Consider the following 20,769-nt stretch of genomic DNA (forward strand, 5'->3'; position numbering starts at 1 on the left):
CGCGAAAGGGGTCCTCCCCATGTTTCCGATATCGGATAAGGCGCGGCGCTCGGTCCTGAATCAGGCTGAGCGTCTGCGCCTTCTTTCGTCCACCGAGCGTGACCTTATCCGGCTCGTCCATGAACCGGGATTCTCGCGCTGGCTCGATCAGATCAAATCCACTGGCGGCTGCGCCCACCCCATCTACCTCGCCGGGCGCACCACCACCAGCGACGCTCTCACCGGTGAAGTGCTGCGGCACTACGACACAACGGCGGAACCGGGTGGCCGTATGCCGGTGCGGTGCCGCAACCGCCGTGAAACCTGCTGTGAGCCGTGCTCCTACCTCCACGCAGGCGACACGTTCCACCTGGTCCGCTCCGGGCTGCTCGGCGGTAAGGGCGTCACAGCCGGCGTACGGCATCACCCCCGGCTCTTCGTCACCCTCACCGCCCCGTCCTTCGGTGCGGTCCACCGTGCGAGCGGTCCTGACGGGGTTGTGTGCCGTCCTCGACGCGACGGCGGAGCCTGCCAACACGGGCGGCCTGTCGGCTGCGGTCAGAAGCATGCCGACGACGATTCCGCCGTGGGCCAACCACTGTGCCAGGACTGCTACGACTACCCCGGACACGTTCTGTGGCATGCAAGCGCTGGCTCACTGTGGAACCGCTATTGCCACATGCTCAGGCGGCATCTGGCGACTGCCGCAGGAATTACACAAACCTGTCTCGGCGAACACCTGAAAGTCTCGTTCGCGAAAGTCGCCGAATATCAAAGGCGGGGTGCAGTTCATTTCCACGTGGTGATCCGGGTCGACGGGCCGGAGGGGCCCTCATCGCCCCCGCCTCTATGGGCCACAACCGAACTGCTTTTGGGGGTGGTGCATTCGGCTGCGGCCTCGGTGGAAGTGCGCACCTCTCATTCTCCGGCGACCGGTGAACGGGTCGTCAGGTGGGGTGAGCAGATCGACGCACACCCGATCCGCAGCGACGCATTCACGGAATCCTCGGCAGTCACTGACAGCGCCGTTGCTGCATACGTTGCGAAATACGTATCAAAGAGCGTCGGTGACGCGGGCGGCATTGATTACCGCATAACCGACTTCGAGAACATTCGCCTTGCTCCGGTGAATGCCCACCTGCGCGCACTCATGGCTGCCTGCTGGCGCCTGGGCGGCCTGCCGGAACTGGAGGCGCTCAACCTCCGCTCCTGGGCTCACACGCTCGGTTTCCGGGGGCACGTCCTCACCAAATCACGCCAGTACTCCACCACGTACGGGGCACTGCGCTCTGTCCGGGCCGAGCATCAGCGCGGGGGCGCTCTGTTCGCCCTGGAGGACCGAGAGACGGCCACCGAATCAGCCTGGCGGTATGTGGGCTCTGGGCACTCGCCGGCCGAAGCAGACATTGCGTACGGCATAGCCGAAGATCTGGCGAACATACGCGAGATCAGAAGGGACATGATCGCTGAGGGGTGGAAATATGCTGCGTGACGATTGCGCGGGATGGTTTCACTTCGGCAGCCGACAGGACGAGCGACCTGAAACTAGTCAATTCTGGCGGATTGGCGCAGAGAAGGCAGGCGTCGCCGACAGGCTTAGGGAGATTTTTGGCGGAAAGGTTCGGGACGTCGATTCGGATGGCTTCGTCGGGGTGGAGCTAGTAACGGGTGTCTCTCGATTTCAAATTCAGGTGGACGGGTCGGAATCGATAGTCATGGAAATGATTTTGTGGGGTCGCGGTGGAGTGGAGCATCACTGTGACGGCGAGAGCTTCCTTTCCCCGGTGGAGATGCTTGGTTCCTCTTGTGGATGTCCCTCGCGCATGGAAGATCGCAAGGTGAATGCTAGAAATGGAGTCGGACCACAACCCAGTACGTCAATATATTTCCACTTGGGCGAATGTCCCGAGCTGGGGATGTTTAGTTTCCATTCCAATTCGTGGGACATGGCTGAAAGCGCTAGGGAGGCAAGTTCTAGCTTGATGAAGGAAAGTAATGGGAAACCCTTTGAGCTGTCCTTGGAGTCGGTGAACTTTCCGACTAGGAGCGGGCTAGTAGTCACCTACGTTAAACCTGCTGTGAGGCCGTTCCGGTAAAGGGACTTTGAGGAAAACATGGGAGCCCCGGTCATAGTGACCGGGGCTCCTATTTTCTTTGCTTCGTTGATGTCAGTTCGGGATCACCTCGGAAGTGACCTTCTCGGGCTGGACGAATTTTATTGCTACACGTTCGGCAACTTGGGATCCGGTCCACTGGTTGCGCCGCTTGGTCTCGCTTTTGAAGACTGTGATCTTTTCGACGAAGAGGGTTACGAACTCCTGTCGTTCGCCTACGGAAGCCCTATCCCACCAGGAACCATCCCCAATAGGGTCGGCTTTCGGGTCCATGGGTAGCCACTGGCCTATAGGCAGTGCCGGCGTCTCCGCTGCTTCCAGCTCGGCTATGCGCTCCTGTGCGGCCTGAACCTGGTTGTTCAACGACTGCTCCTGTCGCAGGAATCGACGGCGTCCTACATCGCCGCTGTAACCCCCGGCCTGGCGGTCGTCGTACAGGGTCTCTAGGGCCTGTTCGGCGTCGTTGCGTTTGGCTACCAGTGAGCTACGCTCGCCCGCTCGCTCCGGCGACTCTGAGCGGTTGCCGAAGCGCCGTGTTGCCTCGGCGATCACATCGGCGGTTTCGGGATCATGTTCGGCGGTCTGGATGATGGCAAAGATCCGACGTGCCACGTAGTCGTCTAGTGCCTGCTGGCTGATAGTGCAGTCGCCTTCGTGGTGCTCTGGCTTTCGCTGCCCACGAGCGCGAGAACACCTATAGGCGCTCTTGTACGGCTTCTCATTCCGATGAGACTTCTTCGGCTTACCGCACTCGCAGAAGAGGATGCCTTGTGAGGTGAGAAGTGCCGTACCACGAGAAAGGCCCTTCCCTCGGCCACGGCTATTAAGCCACTCCTGAAGTTCATGCCACTCTGCCGGGGAGATGATGGGCTCCCACATCGTGATGGGTTCCATTGTTTCCGGATCGCGCTTGATTCGGTATTCGGCGATTGTGCTTGTCTTTCGGTCGTCCTTCCCGACTTTGTAAATAATGTCGACCGCGTACCCTGCGATGCGAGGGTCTCTCAGGATTCGATCCAGGGTTTTCGGGTCCCATTCACTGTCTGCGTTCTCTTTCCCAACCGTCTGACCTCGCGTGGGAACCCTGTTCACGCTCAGATCGACGCATACACCCGTCTTCGATCCTGGATGGTGCTTATCAGGGCCCGGAGTGTAGGGAAGGTTCATATGCAGCTTGATGGTTGCCCATACGGCTTGAATTATTACCGTCTCGCTGATCTCGTGCTCAAGAAGTTGAATGACGATGATGCGTTCTTTCCCGCCCTCTCCGACCACTGTCCGGACCTCTGGTACCAACTTGAATCCGTATGGGGGCTTACCGCCAAGGTAGCCGCCCAACTCGCGGGCTTTCTTCTTGGCGTCGAGCACGGCGTTACTTTTGTTTTTGCTGTCGTTGAATGCCGCGTCCAGACGCATAAGCAAGTGGATGAGATCCATAAGGTTTCCCTTACGGAACGTTCCCTCCGTCACGCTCACGATTGTCACGCCGAGATTCAGCAACTCGGTTACGATCGGGATCGCGTCCAACGGGTCCATGCGGGACAGGCGGCTGATGTAGTAAACGATCAGGAGATTGATTTTTCCGGCTCGGCAGTCGCTCAGTAGGCGCTCGAAGTCAGGCCGTTCGACACCCGTGAAGGCAGAGATTCCGAGATCTTCGTACAGCTCGATCCGAACTGCGCCCCGCCTCTTGGCTTCGGCGATGCCAGCTGTGTGCTGGGTGGCGGTGGAAGCCTCGGACTTGTTCTGTCGGCGTTCGGACTGGCGCCCGTACACGCCTGCATAAATCTCGGTGACTATAGGTTCCGCAATCGCTGTTGCCATGACGGTCATCACCCCTTGGTTTCCGAAGGTACGTCGCGCTGGCTACGCACCCAACTGGATTTACTCAAGGGCACCCCCTGGCACCCGCACCGCGGCTTCGAGACCGTCACCTACATCATCGACGGCGTCTTCGACCACCAGGACTCCAACGGCGGTGGCGGCACCATCACCAACGGCGACACCCAGTGGATGACGGCGGGCGCGGGCCTGCTGCACATCGAGGCGCCGCCGGAGTCCCTCGTCGTGTCCGGCGGTCTCTTCCACGGGCTCCAGCTCTGGGTGAACCTCCCGGCCAAGGACAAGATGATGGCCCCGCGCTACCAGGACATCCGCGGCGGCCAGGTCCAGCTCCTCACCACCCCCGACGGCGGCGCGCTCCTGCGGGTCATCGCCGGTGAGCTGGACGGCCACCAGGGCCCCGGCATCACGCACACCCCGATCACGATGATCCACGCGACGGTGGCGCCGGGTGCGGAGGTCACCCTGCCCTGGCGCGAGGACTTCAACGGTGTCGCGTACGTCCTCGCGGGCAAGGGCAGCGTCGGCCCGGACCGTCGTCCGATCCACATGGGACAGACGGCCGTGTTCGGCGCGGGTTCGTCCCTGACCGTCCGCGCGGACGAGCAGCAGGACGGGAACACTCCGGACCTGGAGGTCGCCATCCTCGGCGGTCAGCCGATCCGCGAGCCGATGGCGCACTACGGCCCGTTCGTCATGAACACCCGCGAGGAACTCCAGCAGGCCTTCGAGGACTTCCAGAAGGGCCGGCTGGGCACCATCCCCGCCGTGCACGGCATGACCGGCGGCGGCCCGCAGTCCTGACCCGCCGTCACCCGGGCGGTCCGTCCCGACGGGACGGACCGCCCGTCGCGTGATCGGGTGGGAGCGTGCAGCTCCTCCCGGTTTCCGTACGACGGCTCGCCGCCTGGTGCGCCGTCGTCCTGCTCGTCTCGGGGGTCGGCTACGTCGGGATCCGGCTCTGTGCCGAGTTGAAGACCGCCGTGACGCCCGTGCTGCTCGCGCTGCTCGGGACCGCGCTGCTCGGGCCGTTGTACCGGCGGCTGGTGAAGGCGCACGTGAACCGGTCGGTCGCCGCCATGATCACCTGTGTCGCGGTCGTCGCCGTCGTCGGCGGGGCCGTGTACATCGTGGTGGCCGCGCTGATCGACACCGGGGACCAGATCGTGTCCTCGCTCAAGGACGCGGCGAACTCCCTCTCCGACCACTTCGGGGCCGCCGGCACCTCGCTGGACGACCTCGCCTCCAACGCCAAGGAACTGCTCGCCAAGTTCGGCGGGACGGCCGCCTCGAACGTCATCAGCGGGGTCAGCGTCGTCGGCGAGACCATCGCCATGGCCGTCCTGGCGCTGCTGCTCGTCTTCTTCTTCCTCCGCGACTCCCACCGCGCCGCAGGCCTGCTGCGCTCGCTCGCCCCGCACGGCACCGCCGACCTCGTCGAGGCCATGGCCCGCCGGGCCTTCGAGGGCGTCGAGGGCTTCATGCGCGGGACCACCGTCATCGCCCTCATCGACGCCCTCTGTATCGGCATCGGGCTGCTCGTGCTGGACGTACCGGGGGCGTTCGGCCTGGCCGCGCTCGTCTTCGTCGGCGCCTATCTCCCCTACCTCGGCGCCCTCATCTCCGGCGCCGTCGCCGTGCTGGTCGCGCTCGCCGACCGGGGTGTCGTCATCGCGCTGTGGGCGCTGGGGATCGTCCTCGCCGTGCAGGTCCTTGAGGGACACGTCCTCCAGCCGATGATCCAGAGCCGGACCGTGCAGATGCACCCGGCGGTCGTGATGATCGCGATCACCGCGGGCGCCTCGGTCGCCGGCGTCCTCGGCATGCTGCTCGCGGTACCGCTGACCGCCGCCGCCTTCGGAGTCGTCCACGAACTGCGGGAGCGCTACGCGTCCCAGGACCCGAACTCCGGGACACCGCCCGAGCCGTCCCCGGAGCCGTTCCCCGAGCCGTCCCCGTCGGACTCGTAGAGCTCGAACCAGATGCTCTTGCCCTCGCCCCTCGGGTCCACGCCCCAGGTCTCGGCGAGCAGCTCGATCAGCAGCAACCCGCGCCCGGAGGACGCCAGTTCACCGGGGTGCCGCTTGTGCGGGAGGTCGTCGCCGGCGTCCGTGACCTCGACCCGCATCCGCCGCTCACCGCTCTCGCCGGACACCTCGGCGGTCAGCAGCGCGTCGGCGTCGGTGTGCACGAGAACGTTGGTGAGCATCTCGGAGACGAGCAGGACCGCCGAGTCGACCTGGTCGGCGGTCGTCCAGTCGTGGAGGAGCTCACGCAGTTGCTGCCGGGCCACCGCGATCCGCTCGGGCTCGGCCTGCGCGACCGTGAGCACCGTGCGGCGGACCGTCGGCGGGGCGGTCACGGTGTCGCCGCAGCCGCAGCTCTCGCCCTCCCGGGACAGCAGCAGTACGGCGATGTCGTCCTCGCGGCGGTCCACGAGCGGGCCCGTGGTGTGGTGCGAGGAGGGCCCGTGGACGGCCTGGACGAGCGCGTCGGCGAGTTCCTCCAGGTCGCCCTTGTGCTCCTCCAGGATCGTCCGGATGCGCTGCCAGCCCGTCTCCAGGTCATGGCCGCCGGTCTCGATCAGCCCGTCGGTGCAGATCATCATGGTCTCGCCGGGCTCCAGGGCGAGCGTGGTCGTCGGATAGTCGGCGTCCGGGTCGATGCCGAGCGGCAGACCACCCGCCGTGGGCCGCGCCAGCACCGTCCCGTCCGCCATGCGTATCGCCGGGTCGGGATGGCCGGCCCGGGCGATCTCCAGGACGCCGGTCGCCGGATCGGCCTCGACGTACAGGCAGGTCGCGAAGCGCGGGTCGGCCTTCTCCGCGTCGCCGTTGGTGATGCCGTGCAGGAAGCGGGAGGCGCGGGACAGTACCGCGTCGGGCCGGTGCCCTTCGGAGGCGTAGGCGCGCAGGGCGATCCGGAGCTGCCCCATCAGCCCGGCGGCGCGCACGTCGTGCCCCTGTACGTCCCCGATGACCAGCGCGATCCTGCCTCCCCCAGAGGGGGTGCCCCCAGGCAGCGGAATCATGTCGTACCAGTCGCCGCCGACCTGGAGCCCGCCGCCGGTCGGGATGTAGCGGGCGGCGACGCTCATGCCCGGGATCTCCGGGCCCAGCGTGGGCAGCATCGAGCGCTGGAGCCCGTCGGTCAGCTCGCGCTCGGACTCGGCGACCCCGGCGCGGGACAGGGCCTGCGCGAGCATCCGGGCGACCGTGGTGAGGACGGACCGCTCGTCGGGCGTGAAGGCCACCGGGTGGGTGAAGGCGGCCATCCAGGCGCCCATCGTGCGCCCGGCGACGGTCAGCGGCAGGAACGCCCAGGACTGCCGGTGGAAGTGCTGGGCGAGCGGCCAGGTGACCGGGTAGCGCTCCTTGTACTGCTCGGGCGTGGACAGATAGACGGCACGGCCCGTCCGGACGACCTCGGCGGCCGGGTAGTCGGTCACCGTGGACATGTGCGAGAACGGGTCCTCGTCGCCCGGCTGATGCCCGTGGTGGCCGACGATCGTGAGGCGGTCGCCCGATACGCCGAACACGGCGAGGCCGTCCGGTGAGAAGCCCGGCATCGACAGGCCGGCCGCGACCCGCAGCACCTCCGCCGTGGACCGCGCCTCCGCCAGCGCCCGGCCCGCGTCCAGCAGGAACGCCTCGCGGGAGCGCCGCCAGTCACCGGTGACCGCCGTCCGCCCGGCCGGTGTGCCCGGCGTGGGCTCGGCGACCTCCTGGAGGGTTCCGATCAGCTCGAACGACCGGGTCTCGGGGTCGTAGGACGGCTTGGAACGGCTGCGGACGGTGCGGATCACCCGGCCCCGCTCGTCCATGATCCGCACTCGCACCTCGGCGAGGGTGTCCTCGGCGACGGCAAGGCCGACGACCCCGGCGATCTCGTTCCAGTCGACGGGGTGGAGTCGGGCCCGGGTCTGAGCCTCCGTGAGGGTGGTCGGCTCGGCGGGCAGCCCGAGCAGCCGTGCGGCCTCGGCGTCCACCGTGACCAGCTCCGTGGCGGTGTCCCAATGCCACAGGCCGGTCGCGAGGGCGGCGAGTACCTCCCCCACGGCGGGCAGGGGCTCACCAGTGCGCATTGCCCCACTGTAAGAAGAGGAGAACGAACCCTGCCACCGAGGGAGCCCGGAGTTAATGGTGGGGAGGCGATGTATGGGTGGCCGGTACCCTTGGGACGTCCGGGCTCCGGCCCCGGACGTTTCACGTGAAACACTCCCCGATCCGCGAAGGCTGGATGAACGACGATGCATCGGTACAGGTCCCACACCTGCGGCGAGCTCCGCGCCTCTGACGTCGGCACCGACGTCCGGCTGAGTGGCTGGCTGCACAATCGGCGCGACCTGGGCGGCATCCTCTTCATCGATCTGCGCGATCACTACGGCATCACGCAGCTCGTCGCCCGCCCCGGCACGCCCGCGTACGAGGCCCTCGACAAGGTCACCAAGGAGTCGACGGTCCGCGTCGACGGCAAGGTCGTCTCCCGCGGCACGGACAACGTGAACCCGGATCTGCCGACCGGCGAGATCGAGGTCGAGGTCGGCGAGGTCGAGCTGCTCGGCGCCGCCGCCCCGCTCCCCTTCACGATCAACACCGAGGACGGGGTCAACGAGGAGCGGCGCCTGGAGTACCGCTTCCTGGACCTGCGCCGCGAGCGCATGCACCGCAACATCATGCTGCGCTCCTCGGTGATCGCCTCGATCCGCTCGAAGATGGTCGCCCTCGGCTTCAACGAGATGGCCACCCCGATCCTCTCCGCGACCTCCCCCGAGGGCGCGCGCGACTTCGTGGTCCCGTCCCGCCTGAACCCGGGCAAGTTCTACGCCCTCCCGCAGGCACCGCAGCAGTTCAAGCAACTGCTGATGATCTCCGGCTTCGACCGCTACTTCCAGATCGCGCCCTGCTTCCGCGACGAGGACGCGCGTGCGGACCGCTCGCCGGGCGAGTTCTACCAGCTCGACGTCGAGATGAGCTTCGTGGAGCAGGAAGACGTCTTCCAGCCGATCGAGAAGCTCATGACCGAGCTGTTCGAGGAGTTCGGCGGCGGCCAGCCGGTCACCTCCCCCTTCCCGCGCATCCCGTTCCGCGAGTCGATGGTGAAGTACGGCTCCGACAAGCCGGACCTGCGCGCGAAGCTCGAACTGACCGACATCACGGACGTGTTCGAGGGCTCGGAGTTCAAGGCGTTCGCCGGCAAGCACGTACGCGCGCTGCCGGTACCGGACGTGGCGTCCCAGTCCCGCAAGTTCTTCGACCAGCTCGGCGATTTCGCGGTCACCCTCGGCGCGAAGGGCCTGGCCTGGGTCCGCGTGACCGAGGACGGCTCGCTGACGGGCCCGATCGCGAAGTTCCTCACGGAGGAGAACGTCGCGGAGCTGACGAAGCGCCTGTCGCTGGCCCCCGGGCACGCGGTCTTCTTCGGCGCGGGCGAGTTCGAAGAGGTCTCGAAGATCATGGGCGCGGTGCGGGTGGAAGCCGCGAAGCGCGCCGGGCACTTCGAGGAAGGCGTCTTCCGCTTCTGCTGGATCGTCGACTTCCCGATGTACGAGAAGGACGAGGAGACCGGGAAGATCGACTTCTCGCACAACCCGTTCTCGATGCCGCAGGGCGGCCTGGAGGCCCTGGAGACCCAGGACCCGCTGGACATCCTGGGCTGGCAGTACGACATCGTCTGCAACGGCGTCGAGCTGTCCTCCGGCGCGATCCGGAACCACGAGCCCGACATCATGCTCAAGGCCTTCGAGATCGCGGGCTACGACCGTGACACCGTCGAGGAGCAGTTCGCCGGCATGCTGCGCGCGTTCCGCTTCGGCGCCCCGCCGCACGGCGGGATCGCCCCCGGCGTCGACCGCATCGTCATGCTGCTCGCGGAGGAGCCGAACATCCGCGAGACGATCGCGTTCCCGCTCAACGGCAACGCCCAGGACCTGATGATGGGCGCGCCGACGGAGCTGGACGAGACGCGCCTGCGGGAGCTGCACCTGTCGGTGCGGAAGCCGCAGCCGAAGTAGTAAGCGAACAGCGGAACTTGGGGCTCGGAACCGGCATCGGTTTCGAGCCCTTTCGCTTACGCACAGGATTCACAGCGCATTCTCATGTTCATGTCATGTCGGGCGCCCCTAGCGTCCCCGGCATGACGGATTCCCGAGTACCCCCCATGGATTCTGAAGTCCCCGAGGACAAGGGACAGTTGGCGCGTCGTACGGTCCTGGTCGCCGGAGGCGTGGCGGTGACGGCGGTGGGCGTCGCCGGAGCCCTCACGGTGAACGCCTCGGCGCAGGAGGCCACCACGGCGCCCGCGACCTCGACCGGGGACACCTGCTACACGCTCACCTCGGAGCTGGTCGAGGGCCCGTACTACATCGACGCCGACAAGATCCGCCGCGATGTGACGGAGGACCAGGAGGGCATCCCGCTCACCCTGGACCTCAAGGTGATCGACGCGGACACCTGCAGACCGCTGCGGAACGCGGCCGTCGACATCTGGCACTGCAACGCGACCGGCGTCTACTCCGGCTACGAGGCGGGCGGCGGTGGCGGCCCGGCCCCCACGGGCGCGCCCTCCGGCACTCCGACCGGCACCCCGACGGGTGGTCCGCCGCCCGGTGGTGGCGGAGGCCACCAGGAACCGACCGACGACGACCGTTTCCTGCGCGGCACCTGGCACACGGACCGCCATGGCCAGGTCACCTTCAAGACGGTCTTCCCCGGCTGGTACCAGGGCCGCTGCGTCCACATCCACGTCAAGGTCCACGTCGACGGCGAGTGGACGGACGCGGGCTACGAGGGCGGCCACACCTGCCACACGGGCCAGTTGTTCTTCGACGAGAAGTCGGTCCTGGCGTCGGCGGTCCTGGAGCCGTACGTCTCGAACACGGCGACCCGCACGACGCTCACCGAGGACGGGATCTACCCGCAGAACGGCCACGAGGGCGGCCTGCTGTACCTCAAGTACGACAGGCGGCGGATCGCGCGGGGCGTGCGGGCGCGGCTGACGCTGGGGGTGGCGCCGGACGAGACGAACGACGGCACGGGCGGGGGCGGCCCGGGAGGCCCGGGCCCGTCGGCGTCCCCTTCTGCCTCACCGTCGGCCACGACAGGCTGACGGACGCACGAACTAAGACCGACCTCGTACGTCATACGACGGCCTCCCCCGCCATGGAAACCTCGCAGCGGACACACAGGAATATCGATGTGCCTGCACAGAGGCAGGGCGTGTCATGGACGTACGAGGTCGGAACCGCCCGGCCGCGCACCACGTGAACGCCGGGAGGAAGCGATGGGATACATCGTGCTCGCACTGCTGTTGATCGCCGGGGCGGCGTTCGCCGTCGTCCTTCTGCGGCGCTCGCACGGGGCGCGGGGCGGGTCCGACCTGTCCGACCTGGACGCGGAGGTCGAGGCCAGCGGCTGGGTACTGCGGCTCGGCGCGAGCCTGTCCGTCCCCGAGGCGAGGGTCTGGGCGGGAGCGGACGAAGCGGCGACGCGGGCCCTGACCGACGCGGCCGAATGCCACCGGGCCGCCGGCGTGCAACTGTCCGCGGCGCACACCGCGGACGAATACGCCCAGGCGACCCGGGTCGCTCAGGAGGGCCTCGCCCATATCGCTACGGCGCGTGCGGCGCTGGGGACCGGTCCGGTACTGGCGGACTCGGCGGCGTAGGAGAGCGGGGCGATCAGGCTGGGCGTGCCCGTTCCGCCTCCAGTCGTCAGACCTGGTCTGTGTCGGGCTGGGGCTGGGGAGCCTCAGGGGTCTCGACGAACAGATCTTCGGCCGTGGAGGCGGTCAGGGAACGGTCGAACCAGAGGGCGAGGGTGTCGAGGTCGGTGCAGGAGGTGATGCGTTCCCGGATGTCGTCAGGAACGTCGATACCGTGCTTCTCCAGCACACGCAGGATGAACGAGGCACCCTCCTCGGCCTTGCCCTGCGTCCTGCCTTCGGCTTTGCCCTCGGCCTTCCCTTCCAGGTATTTCTCCTCGTAGATCGTCCCGTGGCCCGGGAAGTGGGTGATGACGTTCGACATCAGCTCTCTCCATTTCTCCTTGGCCGGAGTGTTCTCCAGGCCGACTTCCATCACCTCGAACCAGTACGCCGTGGTGCCTGGATCGAATGACATGAGTCCGCGGACCATCGCTTCCAGTATGGCGGGCGCTCTGCGGTCATCGCTATGAACGATCGCCGAGAGCACGGAGAGCGCCGGCTGCCGGGTCACCATCGACTCGTCGGTGATCACTGGGACAGTGCCCGGTCCCAGCACGAACGGGCGTGTGAGCTGGGTCGTCCACGGACCGACGGCGCACTCGAAGGGACCGGCAGCCCACTTTGCCGTCGACCGGTCTCGGCATACGGCCACCAACAGCACCGGCATGTCGTACTTCGCGCTCAGGTGCGCCACGTAGTAGGCCCAGCTCTTCGCCTTGTCCGGGTCCTTCTTGGTCTGGGACTCGATGGCGAGCAGGAAGCTCTCTCCCATGGCGGGTTCGAACTTGAGCACCGTGTCCACTCGGCGCTCCAGGGGCCGGATCTCGGTGGCGTCCGGTGTGATCGAGCCGAAGTCCGACTTCGCGGGCGGCGGGATGCCCAGTGACTCGAAGACGAGGGTGAGAGCCTCCGGATGCTCCTGGAAGAGCCGGTGGGTCGCCTCGTGGGTTGATGTGACCATGTGCGCAACCTAGGTGGATCAAGGACGGAGATGTCCGGCCGAATGCGTGGCGTTCACTCTTTCGAGGGGCGGAGGAACGTTCAGGCGGCCGTGGTCAGTTCGCACCAGACGTACTTGCCTCTGCTGCCGTTCCTGGACAGCGGCTGCCAGCCCCACAGGTCGGCGCAGGACTTGACCAGACCCAGACCGCGGCCCTCCTCCAGGTCCAGGAGCTGGCCCAACTCCCTTGGTTGTTGCGGGGGTTCGGGGTTCGCGTCCCAGGCGCCGATGCGGAGGGTGCCGGGTTTCCAGGAGACCCGGAGGATTACGGGGCCCTTCGTGTGGCGTACGGCGTTGGAGACCAGTTCCGTTGCCAGGAGTTCGGCGGTGTCGACCAGGCCGATCAGTCCGTGCATCGTCAGGATCAGGCGGAGGGTGCGGCGGCTGACGGTCACGGCGCGGAGGTCGTGGGGGATGGTGAGGGTGTATTCCCAAGGTGCGGCCGGCTCTTCGGTTTCGGGCATGCGTGACTCCTGGTCAGGGAGGGGGAGTTGGCGGGTCGGCGGTGGCTTGTCGCGGCCGGCATGGCATGGCGGGGCGGTGCGCTTCCGGGGTCCCGGTGTTCCGCAGGGTGTGCGGCGCGTCACTGACGGTAGAGAATAAAGTTAGTACGGCGCAACCTGTTGTCGTAACCTGGTCACCCAATGTGGTGGAGGCGGGGAGGCGTAGGTGCCACGGAAGCAGCCAACGGCCCGACAGCGGCGGCTGGGGCGGGAGTTGCGCAGGCTGCGCGAGGCGGCGGGACTGACGGCACGCCAGGCAGCCGAGTCGCTGGGCACGATCTCGGTGACGATGAGCCAGATCGAGTCGGGGGTCGCCGGCGTCAGCGAGGCGCGGGTGCGGCGGATTGCGGCTCAATACACATGCGCGGACGCCCAGTTGATCGATGCGTTGGTGGAGTTGGCGACGGAGCGGGGCGGTGGGTGGTGGGAGGAGTACCGGGACGCTCTCCCGCCGTCTTTCCTGGATCTGGCGGAACTGGAGTACCACGCGGCCTTCGTCGAGGAGATCGGTACCACGCATGTCACGGGTCCTCTGCAGACCGAGGACTACGCACGCGCTGTCTTCACCTACTGGCGGCCGGAACTTCCGGTGAACGAGTTGGAGGCGAGAGTCGGCCACCGTATGCGCCGCAAGGTGAACCTGGCGAGGGGCGGCGAGTCCCCGTACACGGCTGTGCTGCATGAGTCCGTCCTACGGACTCGAGTCGCCGACCGGCGTGTGGCACGGGGTCAACTCGATGAGCTCCTAGGACAGTCGGAGCGACCTGGCGTCACCCTGCGCGTGATCCCGTTCGACGTCGACGGGTTCGCGGGAGCGAGCGCTGCCCTGCTGTACGCGGGTGGTCGCGTACCTGCGCTGGACACCGTGCAGAAGGACACTCCGTCCGGAGCGGCGTTCGTGGATGCGGCCGCACAGCTTCAAGCGATGCGAACGCTCTTCCGTAAAGTGGAGTCGGCATCGCTTGAGCCCGCCCGGTCGCGGGACTTTGTCCATCGCCTCGCCAAGGAGCTGTAGCCGTGATCGAGTGGCAGAAGTCGACCTTCTCAAGCGGCTCGGACGGGTCCTCCTGCGTCGAACTCGCCTATACCGAAGCTTCGTTGCTCCTCCGTGAGAGCGACGACCCCACGCGAATACTCCCCGTCACCTGCACCGGGCTTGCCGGACTCCTGCGCCGCCTTGGCGCCGACCCGCAGTAGTGGGAGGAGCCTTAGCTGTGCCCCAGTGGCAGAGGTCGTCGTTCTCCGGAGGTGGCGACGGCGACGAGTGTGTCGAACTTACCTACGTCGACGCCTCGTTGCTCCTCCGAGAAAGCGACGACCCCACCCGAATACTCCCCCTCACCCCCACTGCCCTGGCCACTCTCCTCCACCGCATCCGCGAGCCGCACCCCCGCTCAAGCTGAGGAGACAGCTTCAGGATTCATGGGAAAGCACAGCCCACACCCATACTCCTTACAGTCCTCTTACCTAACGTCCGGGCATGACGGGAAACGAAACAACCAACCAGTCGCCCGAACAACCGCGTAACCAATCCCCCGCACACAAACGGGACTTGACCCGACGCAAGGTCGTCGTCGCGGGCGGAGCCGCCGTCGCCGCGGTGGGCGTGGGGGGAGGGCTCGCCGCGAGCGCGTTCGCGGACGGGGCCGCCTCCCCCGGGTCCGCGAAGGGCACGCCGAGCGGTGGCGAGACGTGTTACACGCTCACCTCGGAGACCACCGAGGGGCCGTACTACATCGACGCCGACAAGATCCGCCAGGACATCACCGAGGACGAGGTGGGCATTCCCCTGACCCTCACCCTCAAGGTGATCGACGCGGAGACCTGCAAGCCGCTCCGGAACGCGGCCGTGGACATCTGGCACTGCAGCGCGCTCGGCATCTACTCCGGCTACGAGGCGATGAGCAGCGGTGGAGGCGGCGGCGCTCCCACCGACGCGCCCTCGGGCACGCCGACCGGTACCCCTACCGGCGAGCCCCCGTCCGGCGCCCCCTCCGGCGGAACCGGTGGCGGTCACTCCGAACCGACCGACGACGAGCGGTACTTGCGCGGCACCTGGAAGACCGACAAGCGCGGCCAGGTCACCTTCAAGACGGTGTTCCCCGGCTGGTACCAGGGCCGTTGCGTCCACATCCACGTCAAGGTGCACGTCGACGGCGAGTGGACGGACGCCGGGTACGAGGGCGGACACACCTGCCACACCGGCCAGTTGTTCTTCGACGAGAAGTCCGTGCTCGCGTCGGCGGCGGTCGAGCCGTACTCCACCAACACCACCACCCGCACGACCCTCACCGAGGACACGATCTACCCGCAGAACGGCCACGAAGGCGGCCTGCTCTACCTGGAGTACGACAAGAAGCGCATCGCCAAGGGGGTCCGCGCCCACCTGACGATGGGCGTCGCCCCGGACGAGACGCACGACAGCACGGACACCCAGCCGAGCGCGTCGGCGTCCTCGTGAGCGATCGGCCGTAGGCGGTAACTGTGCGCAGGGTCAAGAAAGTTGGCGGCTCGCGGCAACCTTCTTGACCCTGACGGCCACTGAGGAGTCGTAACCCTCCCCGCACCGAAGGACTTCTCCGTGGCCACGCCTTCCCCCGCCCCCTCCCACCGCCGTTCGCTCCGCACGCGCCGCATGATCGTCGTCACCGCCGCCGTGGCTGTCGCGGGCGCCGGCGCCGGGTTCCTCGTGCTGAACGCGAACGCCGCCAGTACCACCGCGACCGTCGACCTGTACCACCAGACGCTCGCCGCCAAGGACGGCTGGGCCTCGTCCGGGGCCGGTACCACCGGCGGCGCGAAGGCCGACGCCGCGCACACCTTCACCGTGAGCACCCGCGCGCAGCTCGTGAAGGCGCTCGGGTCCGCCAGCGACACCACGCCCCGGATCGTGAAGATCAAGGGCACGATCGACGCCAACACCGACGACAGCGGGAAGAAGCTCACCTGCGCGGACTACTCCTCCGGTACCGGCTACTCGCTGTCCGCCTACCTCAAGGCCTTCGCCCCCTCCGCCTACGGCACCTCCAAGCTGCCCTCCGGCACGCAGGAGAAGGCGCGGGCGGCGGCGCAGACCAAGCAGGGGAAGAACATCGTCTTCCGGGTGCCCGCCAACACGACCGTCGTGGGCGTGCCCGGCACCAAGGCCGGGATCACCGGCGGCATGCTCCAGATCCAGAGCGTGGACAACGTCATCGTGCGGAACCTGACCTTCGCCGCCACCCAGGACTGCTTCCCGCAGTGGGACCCGACGGACGGGGACAGCGGGAACTGGAACTCGCAGTACGACGCCGTGACGCTGCGCGGTGCCACGCATGTCTGGGCGGACCACAACACGTTCACCGACGCGCCCGGCCTCGACACGTCCGACCCGACGTACTACGGCCGCCAGTACCAGATCCACGACGGCGACCTCGACATCACCAAGGGCTCGGACCTGGTGACCGTCGAGCGCAACCAGTTCACCAACCACGACAAGACGATGCTCATCGGCAGCAGCGACACCGACAGCGTCGGCAAGCTGCGCGTCTCCATCCACCACAACGTGTGGAAGGGGATAGTTCAGAGGGCTCCGCTGGCCCGGATCGGGCAGATCCACATCTACAACAACTACTACGACACCACGAACCTCAACGGGTACGTCCTTCAGTACAGCGTCAACTCGCGGGCCAAGGCGCAGGTCGTCGTCCAGAACAACTACTGGAAGATTTCGGCCGGTCAGAAGGTCGGCAAGCTGTTCAGCGGTGACGGCACCGGGTCCATCGCGGGCAGCGGCAACCTCGTCAACGGCACCGCCACCGACCTCGTCGCCGCCTACAACGCCGCCAACTCCAAGAAGCTGAAGACCACCGTGAACTGGACGCCGACCCTCACGGCCGGTCTGGAGACCTCCGCCAAGAACCTCCCGACGGAGCTCTCCAACACGACCGGCGCCGGCGTCCTCAACTAACCTGCGGCGAACGGCTGTTGCCTCAGATCAGTGGCCTCAGATCAGCGAGAGCAGCCCGTATCCGCCCAGGGTGGTGAGGCTCTTCTGGGTGAGGCCGACCGCGGGGGCGGTGAACAGCTTGGTGCCCGTGGCCGTCGGGCGGGAGGTGCCCCCGGGGATGACCCAGACAGCGCCCGTGTCCAGGTTCTCGCCCGACGCGCTCACGAACAGCTCCGGCTTGCCGTCGTTGTTGACGTCCCCGACGGAGACCGTCGTACCGAAGAAGTCGTCGATCTCGGAGGCGCCGGGGACGCCGGCCGTGTCCTGGGTGAACGAATAGGCGCCCGTGCCGAGCGCGCCCGTGCGGCGGCCTGGGATCACGGTCACCGCTCCGGCCCGGGTCTTGCCCGCGACGCCTTCGGACGGGGCGCCGACGACGATGTCGGCGAGCCCGTCCCGGTTGAGGTCGGCCACGGCCAGGGCGCCGCCGAACTCGTCCTCCTTCTCGCTCGCGCCGGGCACACCGGCGGTGTCCTGGGTGAGCTGTACGGGCTCGGCGTCGAACGCGATGCCCCTCGCCGTGCCGTAGTAGACCAGCACGCGTCCGCCCAACGCGCCGTCCACACCCGCGACGTCGGGCTCCCAGGGGTCACCGACCACGAGGTCGGCGTACCCGTCGCCGTTGACGTCTCCCGAGGCGGCGATGAGTCCGTTGCCCCGCTTCGGTTGTCTGAAGGTGGTGGCCGGGTCGACGTAGACCTCGCCACCGCTCAGATCGCTGAGGCCCTGGGTGGCGACGGCCAGGTCGAGCACGGCGTTGCCGTCGAAGTCGCCGAGCGCGACGCTCGCCGGGGAGGCGGTGACGTCTTCGCGTGCGATCGAACCGAAGGTGCCGGTGCGGCTGAACGGTCCCTTGAAGACCAGGGAGCCCTCCGATCCGGCGACCGCGACCTGCGTCCTGCTGCCCGCGCCGATGCTCAGGGCGGACAGGTCGATGCCGAACCGCTCCAGGTAGTCCGACGGCGCCGGCAGGTCGGTGGCCGTCGTCAGCCCGTTCTTTCCGCCCCACAACACGGTGACCAGGCCCGCGTCCTTGCCGCGGGCGGTGTCCTCGTACGGCGCGGAGACCACGAGGTCCCCGTAGCCGTCGCGGTTGAGGTCGGCGGTGGCTGTGGACCCGCCGAACCAGTCGCCCGCCTCTGCGGTGCCCGGTACCCCGGCGGTGTTCTGGGTGATCGTCTTGCGGTGGGTCGCCGAGAGACCCGACGAGGACCCGTACAGGATGACGACCGCCCCCGCCGCCTCCTTGCCGGCCACGTCCGCGCCCGGCGCGGGCAGTACGGCGTCGCGGTAACCGTCGCCGTTGAAGTCGCCGGGTACCGCTCCGTGGACCGCGAACGCGGGCGCGGCGGGCAGCAGCGAGCCGCCGGCCAGCACCGCGACCACCGTCGCGACGGATCTCCATCTGCCCCTGGCCGTCCGTGACTTGACCATACGAGTCCCCTCCCACCCCGGGCGCATCCCCTGTGCGCCGACAACTGACGCGCAGTGTAAAGGCCCTGGCTGTGCGGGAGTTCGATTTTTTAGGGCAGGTGCTCAGCCGTCGTACGTGCCGTCCCACGGCGGCCCGAAGGCGTGCCGGTCCGGGTACAGCTCCGCCCAGACGCCGTCCTCGTCCTCCTCGATCAGCAGGCCGAACAGGACGCCGTCGACGGTGCGTTGGAAGGGGCGGACCGCGATGTCGGTGTAGCTGCGGCGGGGCAGGGCGCGGAGCAGTTTCGCCAGGTGGATGCGGGCCTGGGAGAGGACCGAGTCGTCGCCGTGCGGGGCGCGCTGCTGCTCGGCCCAGGTGCCGGCGCACCAGATCTCCGAGTCGCGGTACCGGCCCGCGGCGTCGAAGGTGTGGAGCACCGTGTAGAGACGTTTCTGCTCTTCCCAGCCGTCGTCGGGACGGAAGCCTTGGGGGAACGCGTAGGTGACCGACGCCAGGAACTGGCCGTCCGCGTAGCGGCCCACGGCACCGCTGCGCTGATTCGGCTCGTAGGCGATCGGAATGACCTCGGGGACTGCCATGGCGGAACCTTACGGGTTGGCGCGAACACGTCTACGTCGGGGGCCGTCACCGAGCCCGCATGACCTCGCTGAGTTGGCCCTGGGCCAATGGTGGCACCGCGATGGGATGCGCCGCACCAGCCCGCAGACCGTCGAGGAAGAACGCCAGGCAGCGGCGCCAGGCGTCGGGCGCGATCGCCATCGACTCCCGGATCACCTGGGACATCGCCCAGATCAGGGTGACCAGGTCCTCCGGCTGGAAATCGGGGCGCAACTGCCCGCTGTCCCGGGCCCGTTGGATGATCAGCTCCGCGCGCCGGAAGCCGCGGTGACAGGCCTGTTCGACCTCCCCCGCGGGCCGGAACCGTTGCGCCAGCGCGTCGTTGAGGCCGTGGTCCTCGGCCTGCAGCGCGAAGAGCCCCTCCAGGTACCCGACGAACCCGTCCCAGGGGTCCGGGGCCGCCAGCGCCGACTCGATGATCCGCTCCAGCGCGGCCAGCCGCTCCGGGAAGATCGCGTCCCAGAACGCCTCCCGGGTCGGGAAGTGGTTGTACAGCGTGCCGATGCTGACCCCGGCCTGCCGGGCGATCTCCTCCAGCGGCGCGTCCAGGCCACGCTCGCCGAAGAGCCGGGTGGCGGCGGTGAGCAGCTTCGCGCGGTTGCGGGCCGCGTCGGCCCGCAGGGGTTTGGGGGGAGTGCCGGGTGCGGGTGCGGGCTGGTGCATGGCTTCATCATAAGGAACTTGAGACAGGCCTCAGGTTGAGTGCTACGGTCGAAGGGAAGTTGAGGACGCCCTCAAGTTCTCCGCGTCCGTCTCTCCGCGTCCGTCTCTCTGTCCGTTTCTCCATGTCTGTTTCTCCGCGTCCGTGCACCCGTCCGTCCTAGAAGGGCACCGTCATGTCCACACCCAAGGTCGCCGTCGTCATCGGCGTCGGACCCGGCCTCGGCATGTCCGTCGCGCATCGCTTCGGCCGCGAGGGGTACGCCCTGGCGCTGGTCTCCCGCAGCGACACCCGGCACGCCGACTACGTCGCCTCGCTCGCGGCGGCGGGGATCGACGCCGGGTCGTACGTCGCCGATGTGCGCGACAGCGAGCGTCTCGGGGCGGTGCTCGACGCCGTCGCGGAGCGGTACGGGCACATCGACGCCGTCTACTACGGCCCGGGTGCCCTCGATCTCGACGCGCGCCCCGAATCGATCACCGAGACCGACTCGGCGGGCGTCCGGGAGGCTATGAGCTGGATGTATCCGGCCGTCGACGTGGTGAACAAGGTGCTGCCCGGCATGGTCGAGCGCGGTGACGGAGTGCTGGTCTTCGCGGGCGGGCTCAGTGCCGTGGTGCCGATGCCCACGCTCGGCGCGCTCGCCGTGTCCTCGGCCGCCCTGCGCAACTACGCCCTGACCCTCAACGCCGCGCTCGCCGACCGGAAGATCTACGTCGGCAACCTGGTCATCGGCGGACTCATCGAGCGCGGTGACATCCATCAACTGCTGACGGCTCACCCGGAGCGCTTCGGGAACATCGGTGAGCGGACCCTGAACCCCGACGAACTCGCCGACGCCGCCTGGGAGTTGGCGGCGCGGCGAGATCGGGCGGAGGCGACGTTCAGCGTGCTCGGGTGAGGAGCCGCGACCGGGTCGACCGGG

The 20,769-nt window shown here is 67.7% G+C and carries 19 protein-coding genes and 1 pseudogene; 13 read left to right on the forward strand and 7 right to left on the reverse strand.

Going from position 1 to position 20,769, the window contains the following annotated elements:
- Window positions 1-19: 19 nt before the first annotated feature.
- Both OG223_RS27595 and OG223_RS53990 read left to right on the forward strand, forming a co-directional pair.
- A complete protein-coding gene (locus OG223_RS27595) occupies window positions 20-1,471 on the forward strand; it encodes a replication initiator (RefSeq protein WP_329254031.1) in 1,452 nt (483 codons plus the stop codon).
- On the forward strand, window positions 1,461-2,075 hold the full coding sequence (locus tag OG223_RS53990; protein WP_443073748.1) for a recombination directionality factor: 615 nt from the start codon (window positions 1,461-1,463) through the stop codon (window positions 2,073-2,075). Before OG223_RS27595 ends, OG223_RS53990 begins: the two co-directional genes overlap by 11 nt.
- A gap of 72 nt (window positions 2,076-2,147) precedes the next feature.
- Here the strand turns inward: OG223_RS53990 and OG223_RS27600 are convergent, their stop codons facing one another.
- Window positions 2,148-3,926 carry a recombinase family protein gene (locus tag OG223_RS27600; RefSeq protein ID WP_329254034.1) on the reverse strand — a complete coding sequence of 593 codons (1,779 nt, stop codon included), beginning with the start codon at window positions 3,924-3,926 and terminating at the stop codon, window positions 2,148-2,150.
- A gap of 57 nt (window positions 3,927-3,983) precedes the next feature.
- Between OG223_RS27600 and OG223_RS27605 the strand changes: the two are divergent.
- Together OG223_RS27605 and OG223_RS27610 are read left to right on the forward strand one after the other, a co-directional pair.
- Window positions 3,984-4,739 (forward strand): annotated as a pseudogene (locus OG223_RS27605) (pirin family protein); the annotation flags it as partial.
- Between the two features lie 65 nt (window positions 4,740-4,804).
- Window positions 4,805-5,905 carry an AI-2E family transporter gene (locus tag OG223_RS27610; protein WP_329254037.1) on the forward strand — a complete coding sequence of 367 codons (1,101 nt, stop codon included), beginning with the start codon at window positions 4,805-4,807 and terminating at the stop codon, window positions 5,903-5,905.
- Here OG223_RS27610 and OG223_RS27615 read toward each other — a convergent pair.
- The gene (locus OG223_RS27615; protein ID WP_329254040.1) at window positions 5,821-8,019 is read right to left on the reverse strand and encodes an ATP-binding SpoIIE family protein phosphatase; all 2,199 of its coding nucleotides are present in this window, start codon (window positions 8,017-8,019) and stop codon (window positions 5,821-5,823) included. The two genes, OG223_RS27610 and OG223_RS27615, sit on opposite strands and share 85 nt — an antisense overlap.
- 165 nt (window positions 8,020-8,184) lie before the next feature.
- On the opposite strand from OG223_RS27615, the gene aspS reads away from it, so the two are divergent.
- The 3 genes from aspS to OG223_RS27630 all read left to right on the forward strand — a co-directional run bounded on the left by aspS (window position 8,185) and on the right by OG223_RS27630 (window position 11,600).
- The gene (gene aspS, locus OG223_RS27620) at window positions 8,185-9,948 is read left to right on the forward strand and encodes an aspartate--tRNA ligase (protein ID WP_329254043.1); all 1,764 of its coding nucleotides are present in this window, start codon (window positions 8,185-8,187) and stop codon (window positions 9,946-9,948) included.
- Between the two features lie 146 nt (window positions 9,949-10,094).
- Window positions 10,095-11,042, forward strand: a complete 948-nt coding sequence (locus OG223_RS27625; RefSeq protein WP_329254046.1) for an intradiol ring-cleavage dioxygenase — start codon at window positions 10,095-10,097, stop codon at window positions 11,040-11,042.
- 174 nt (window positions 11,043-11,216) lie between these two features.
- On the forward strand, window positions 11,217-11,600 hold the full coding sequence (locus OG223_RS27630) for a hypothetical protein (RefSeq protein WP_329254049.1): 384 nt from the start codon (window positions 11,217-11,219) through the stop codon (window positions 11,598-11,600).
- A gap of 46 nt (window positions 11,601-11,646) precedes the next feature.
- Here the strand turns inward: OG223_RS27630 and OG223_RS27635 are convergent, their stop codons facing one another.
- The gene (locus OG223_RS27635) at window positions 11,647-12,600 is read right to left on the reverse strand and encodes a hypothetical protein (RefSeq protein ID WP_329254052.1); all 954 of its coding nucleotides are present in this window, start codon (window positions 12,598-12,600) and stop codon (window positions 11,647-11,649) included.
- Window positions 12,601-12,680: 80 nt separating this feature from the next.
- On the reverse strand, window positions 12,681-13,103 hold the full coding sequence (locus OG223_RS27640; RefSeq protein WP_329254056.1) for an ATP-binding protein: 423 nt from the start codon (window positions 13,101-13,103) through the stop codon (window positions 12,681-12,683).
- A 205-nt stretch (window positions 13,104-13,308) separates the two neighbouring features.
- Here OG223_RS27640 and OG223_RS27645 point away from each other — a divergent pair, with 205 nt between their 5' ends.
- The 5 genes from OG223_RS27645 to OG223_RS27665 all read left to right on the forward strand — a co-directional run bounded on the left by OG223_RS27645 (window position 13,309) and on the right by OG223_RS27665 (window position 17,091).
- Entirely contained in the window at window positions 13,309-14,157 is an 849-nt protein-coding gene (locus tag OG223_RS27645; protein ID WP_329254059.1) for a helix-turn-helix domain-containing protein, read from the forward strand.
- A gap of 2 nt (window positions 14,158-14,159) precedes the next feature.
- Window positions 14,160-14,339, forward strand: coding sequence for a DUF397 domain-containing protein (locus tag OG223_RS27650; RefSeq protein ID WP_329254063.1), 180 nt, complete (start codon window positions 14,160-14,162; stop codon window positions 14,337-14,339).
- 17 nt (window positions 14,340-14,356) lie between these two features.
- Window positions 14,357-14,545 carry a DUF397 domain-containing protein gene (locus tag OG223_RS27655; protein WP_329254066.1) on the forward strand — a complete coding sequence of 63 codons (189 nt, stop codon included), beginning with the start codon at window positions 14,357-14,359 and terminating at the stop codon, window positions 14,543-14,545.
- A gap of 77 nt (window positions 14,546-14,622) precedes the next feature.
- Complete coding sequence (locus tag OG223_RS27660) at window positions 14,623-15,603, forward strand: intradiol ring-cleavage dioxygenase (protein WP_329254069.1); 981 nt, start codon at window positions 14,623-14,625, stop codon at window positions 15,601-15,603.
- A gap of 120 nt (window positions 15,604-15,723) precedes the next feature.
- Window positions 15,724-17,091: a pectate lyase family protein gene (locus OG223_RS27665; protein WP_329254072.1), complete on the forward strand. Its 1,368-nt coding sequence runs from the start codon at window positions 15,724-15,726 to the stop codon at window positions 17,089-17,091.
- Window positions 17,092-17,127: 36 nt separating this feature from the next.
- On the opposite strand, the gene OG223_RS27670 is transcribed toward OG223_RS27665, so the two are convergent.
- The 3 genes from OG223_RS27670 to OG223_RS27680 form a co-directional block, all read right to left on the reverse strand.
- The gene (locus OG223_RS27670; protein WP_329254074.1) at window positions 17,128-18,564 is read right to left on the reverse strand and encodes a VCBS repeat-containing protein; all 1,437 of its coding nucleotides are present in this window, start codon (window positions 18,562-18,564) and stop codon (window positions 17,128-17,130) included.
- 102 nt (window positions 18,565-18,666) lie between these two features.
- Entirely contained in the window at window positions 18,667-19,143 is a 477-nt protein-coding gene (locus OG223_RS27675) for a hypothetical protein (protein WP_329254077.1), read from the reverse strand.
- Between the two features lie 46 nt (window positions 19,144-19,189).
- Window positions 19,190-19,846 (reverse strand): TetR/AcrR family transcriptional regulator, encoded by a 657-nt coding sequence (locus tag OG223_RS27680; protein WP_329254080.1) that lies wholly within the window; start codon window positions 19,844-19,846, stop codon window positions 19,190-19,192.
- A gap of 173 nt (window positions 19,847-20,019) precedes the next feature.
- Here OG223_RS27680 and OG223_RS27685 point away from each other — a divergent pair, with 173 nt between their 5' ends.
- Complete coding sequence (locus tag OG223_RS27685; RefSeq protein WP_329254082.1) at window positions 20,020-20,745, forward strand: SDR family NAD(P)-dependent oxidoreductase; 726 nt, start codon at window positions 20,020-20,022, stop codon at window positions 20,743-20,745.
- The last annotated feature ends 24 nt before the right edge of the window (window positions 20,746-20,769 follow it).

Source organism: Streptomyces sp. NBC_01478 (assembly GCF_036227225.1).
Taxonomy (GTDB): Bacteria; Actinomycetota; Actinomycetes; order Streptomycetales; family Streptomycetaceae; genus Streptomyces.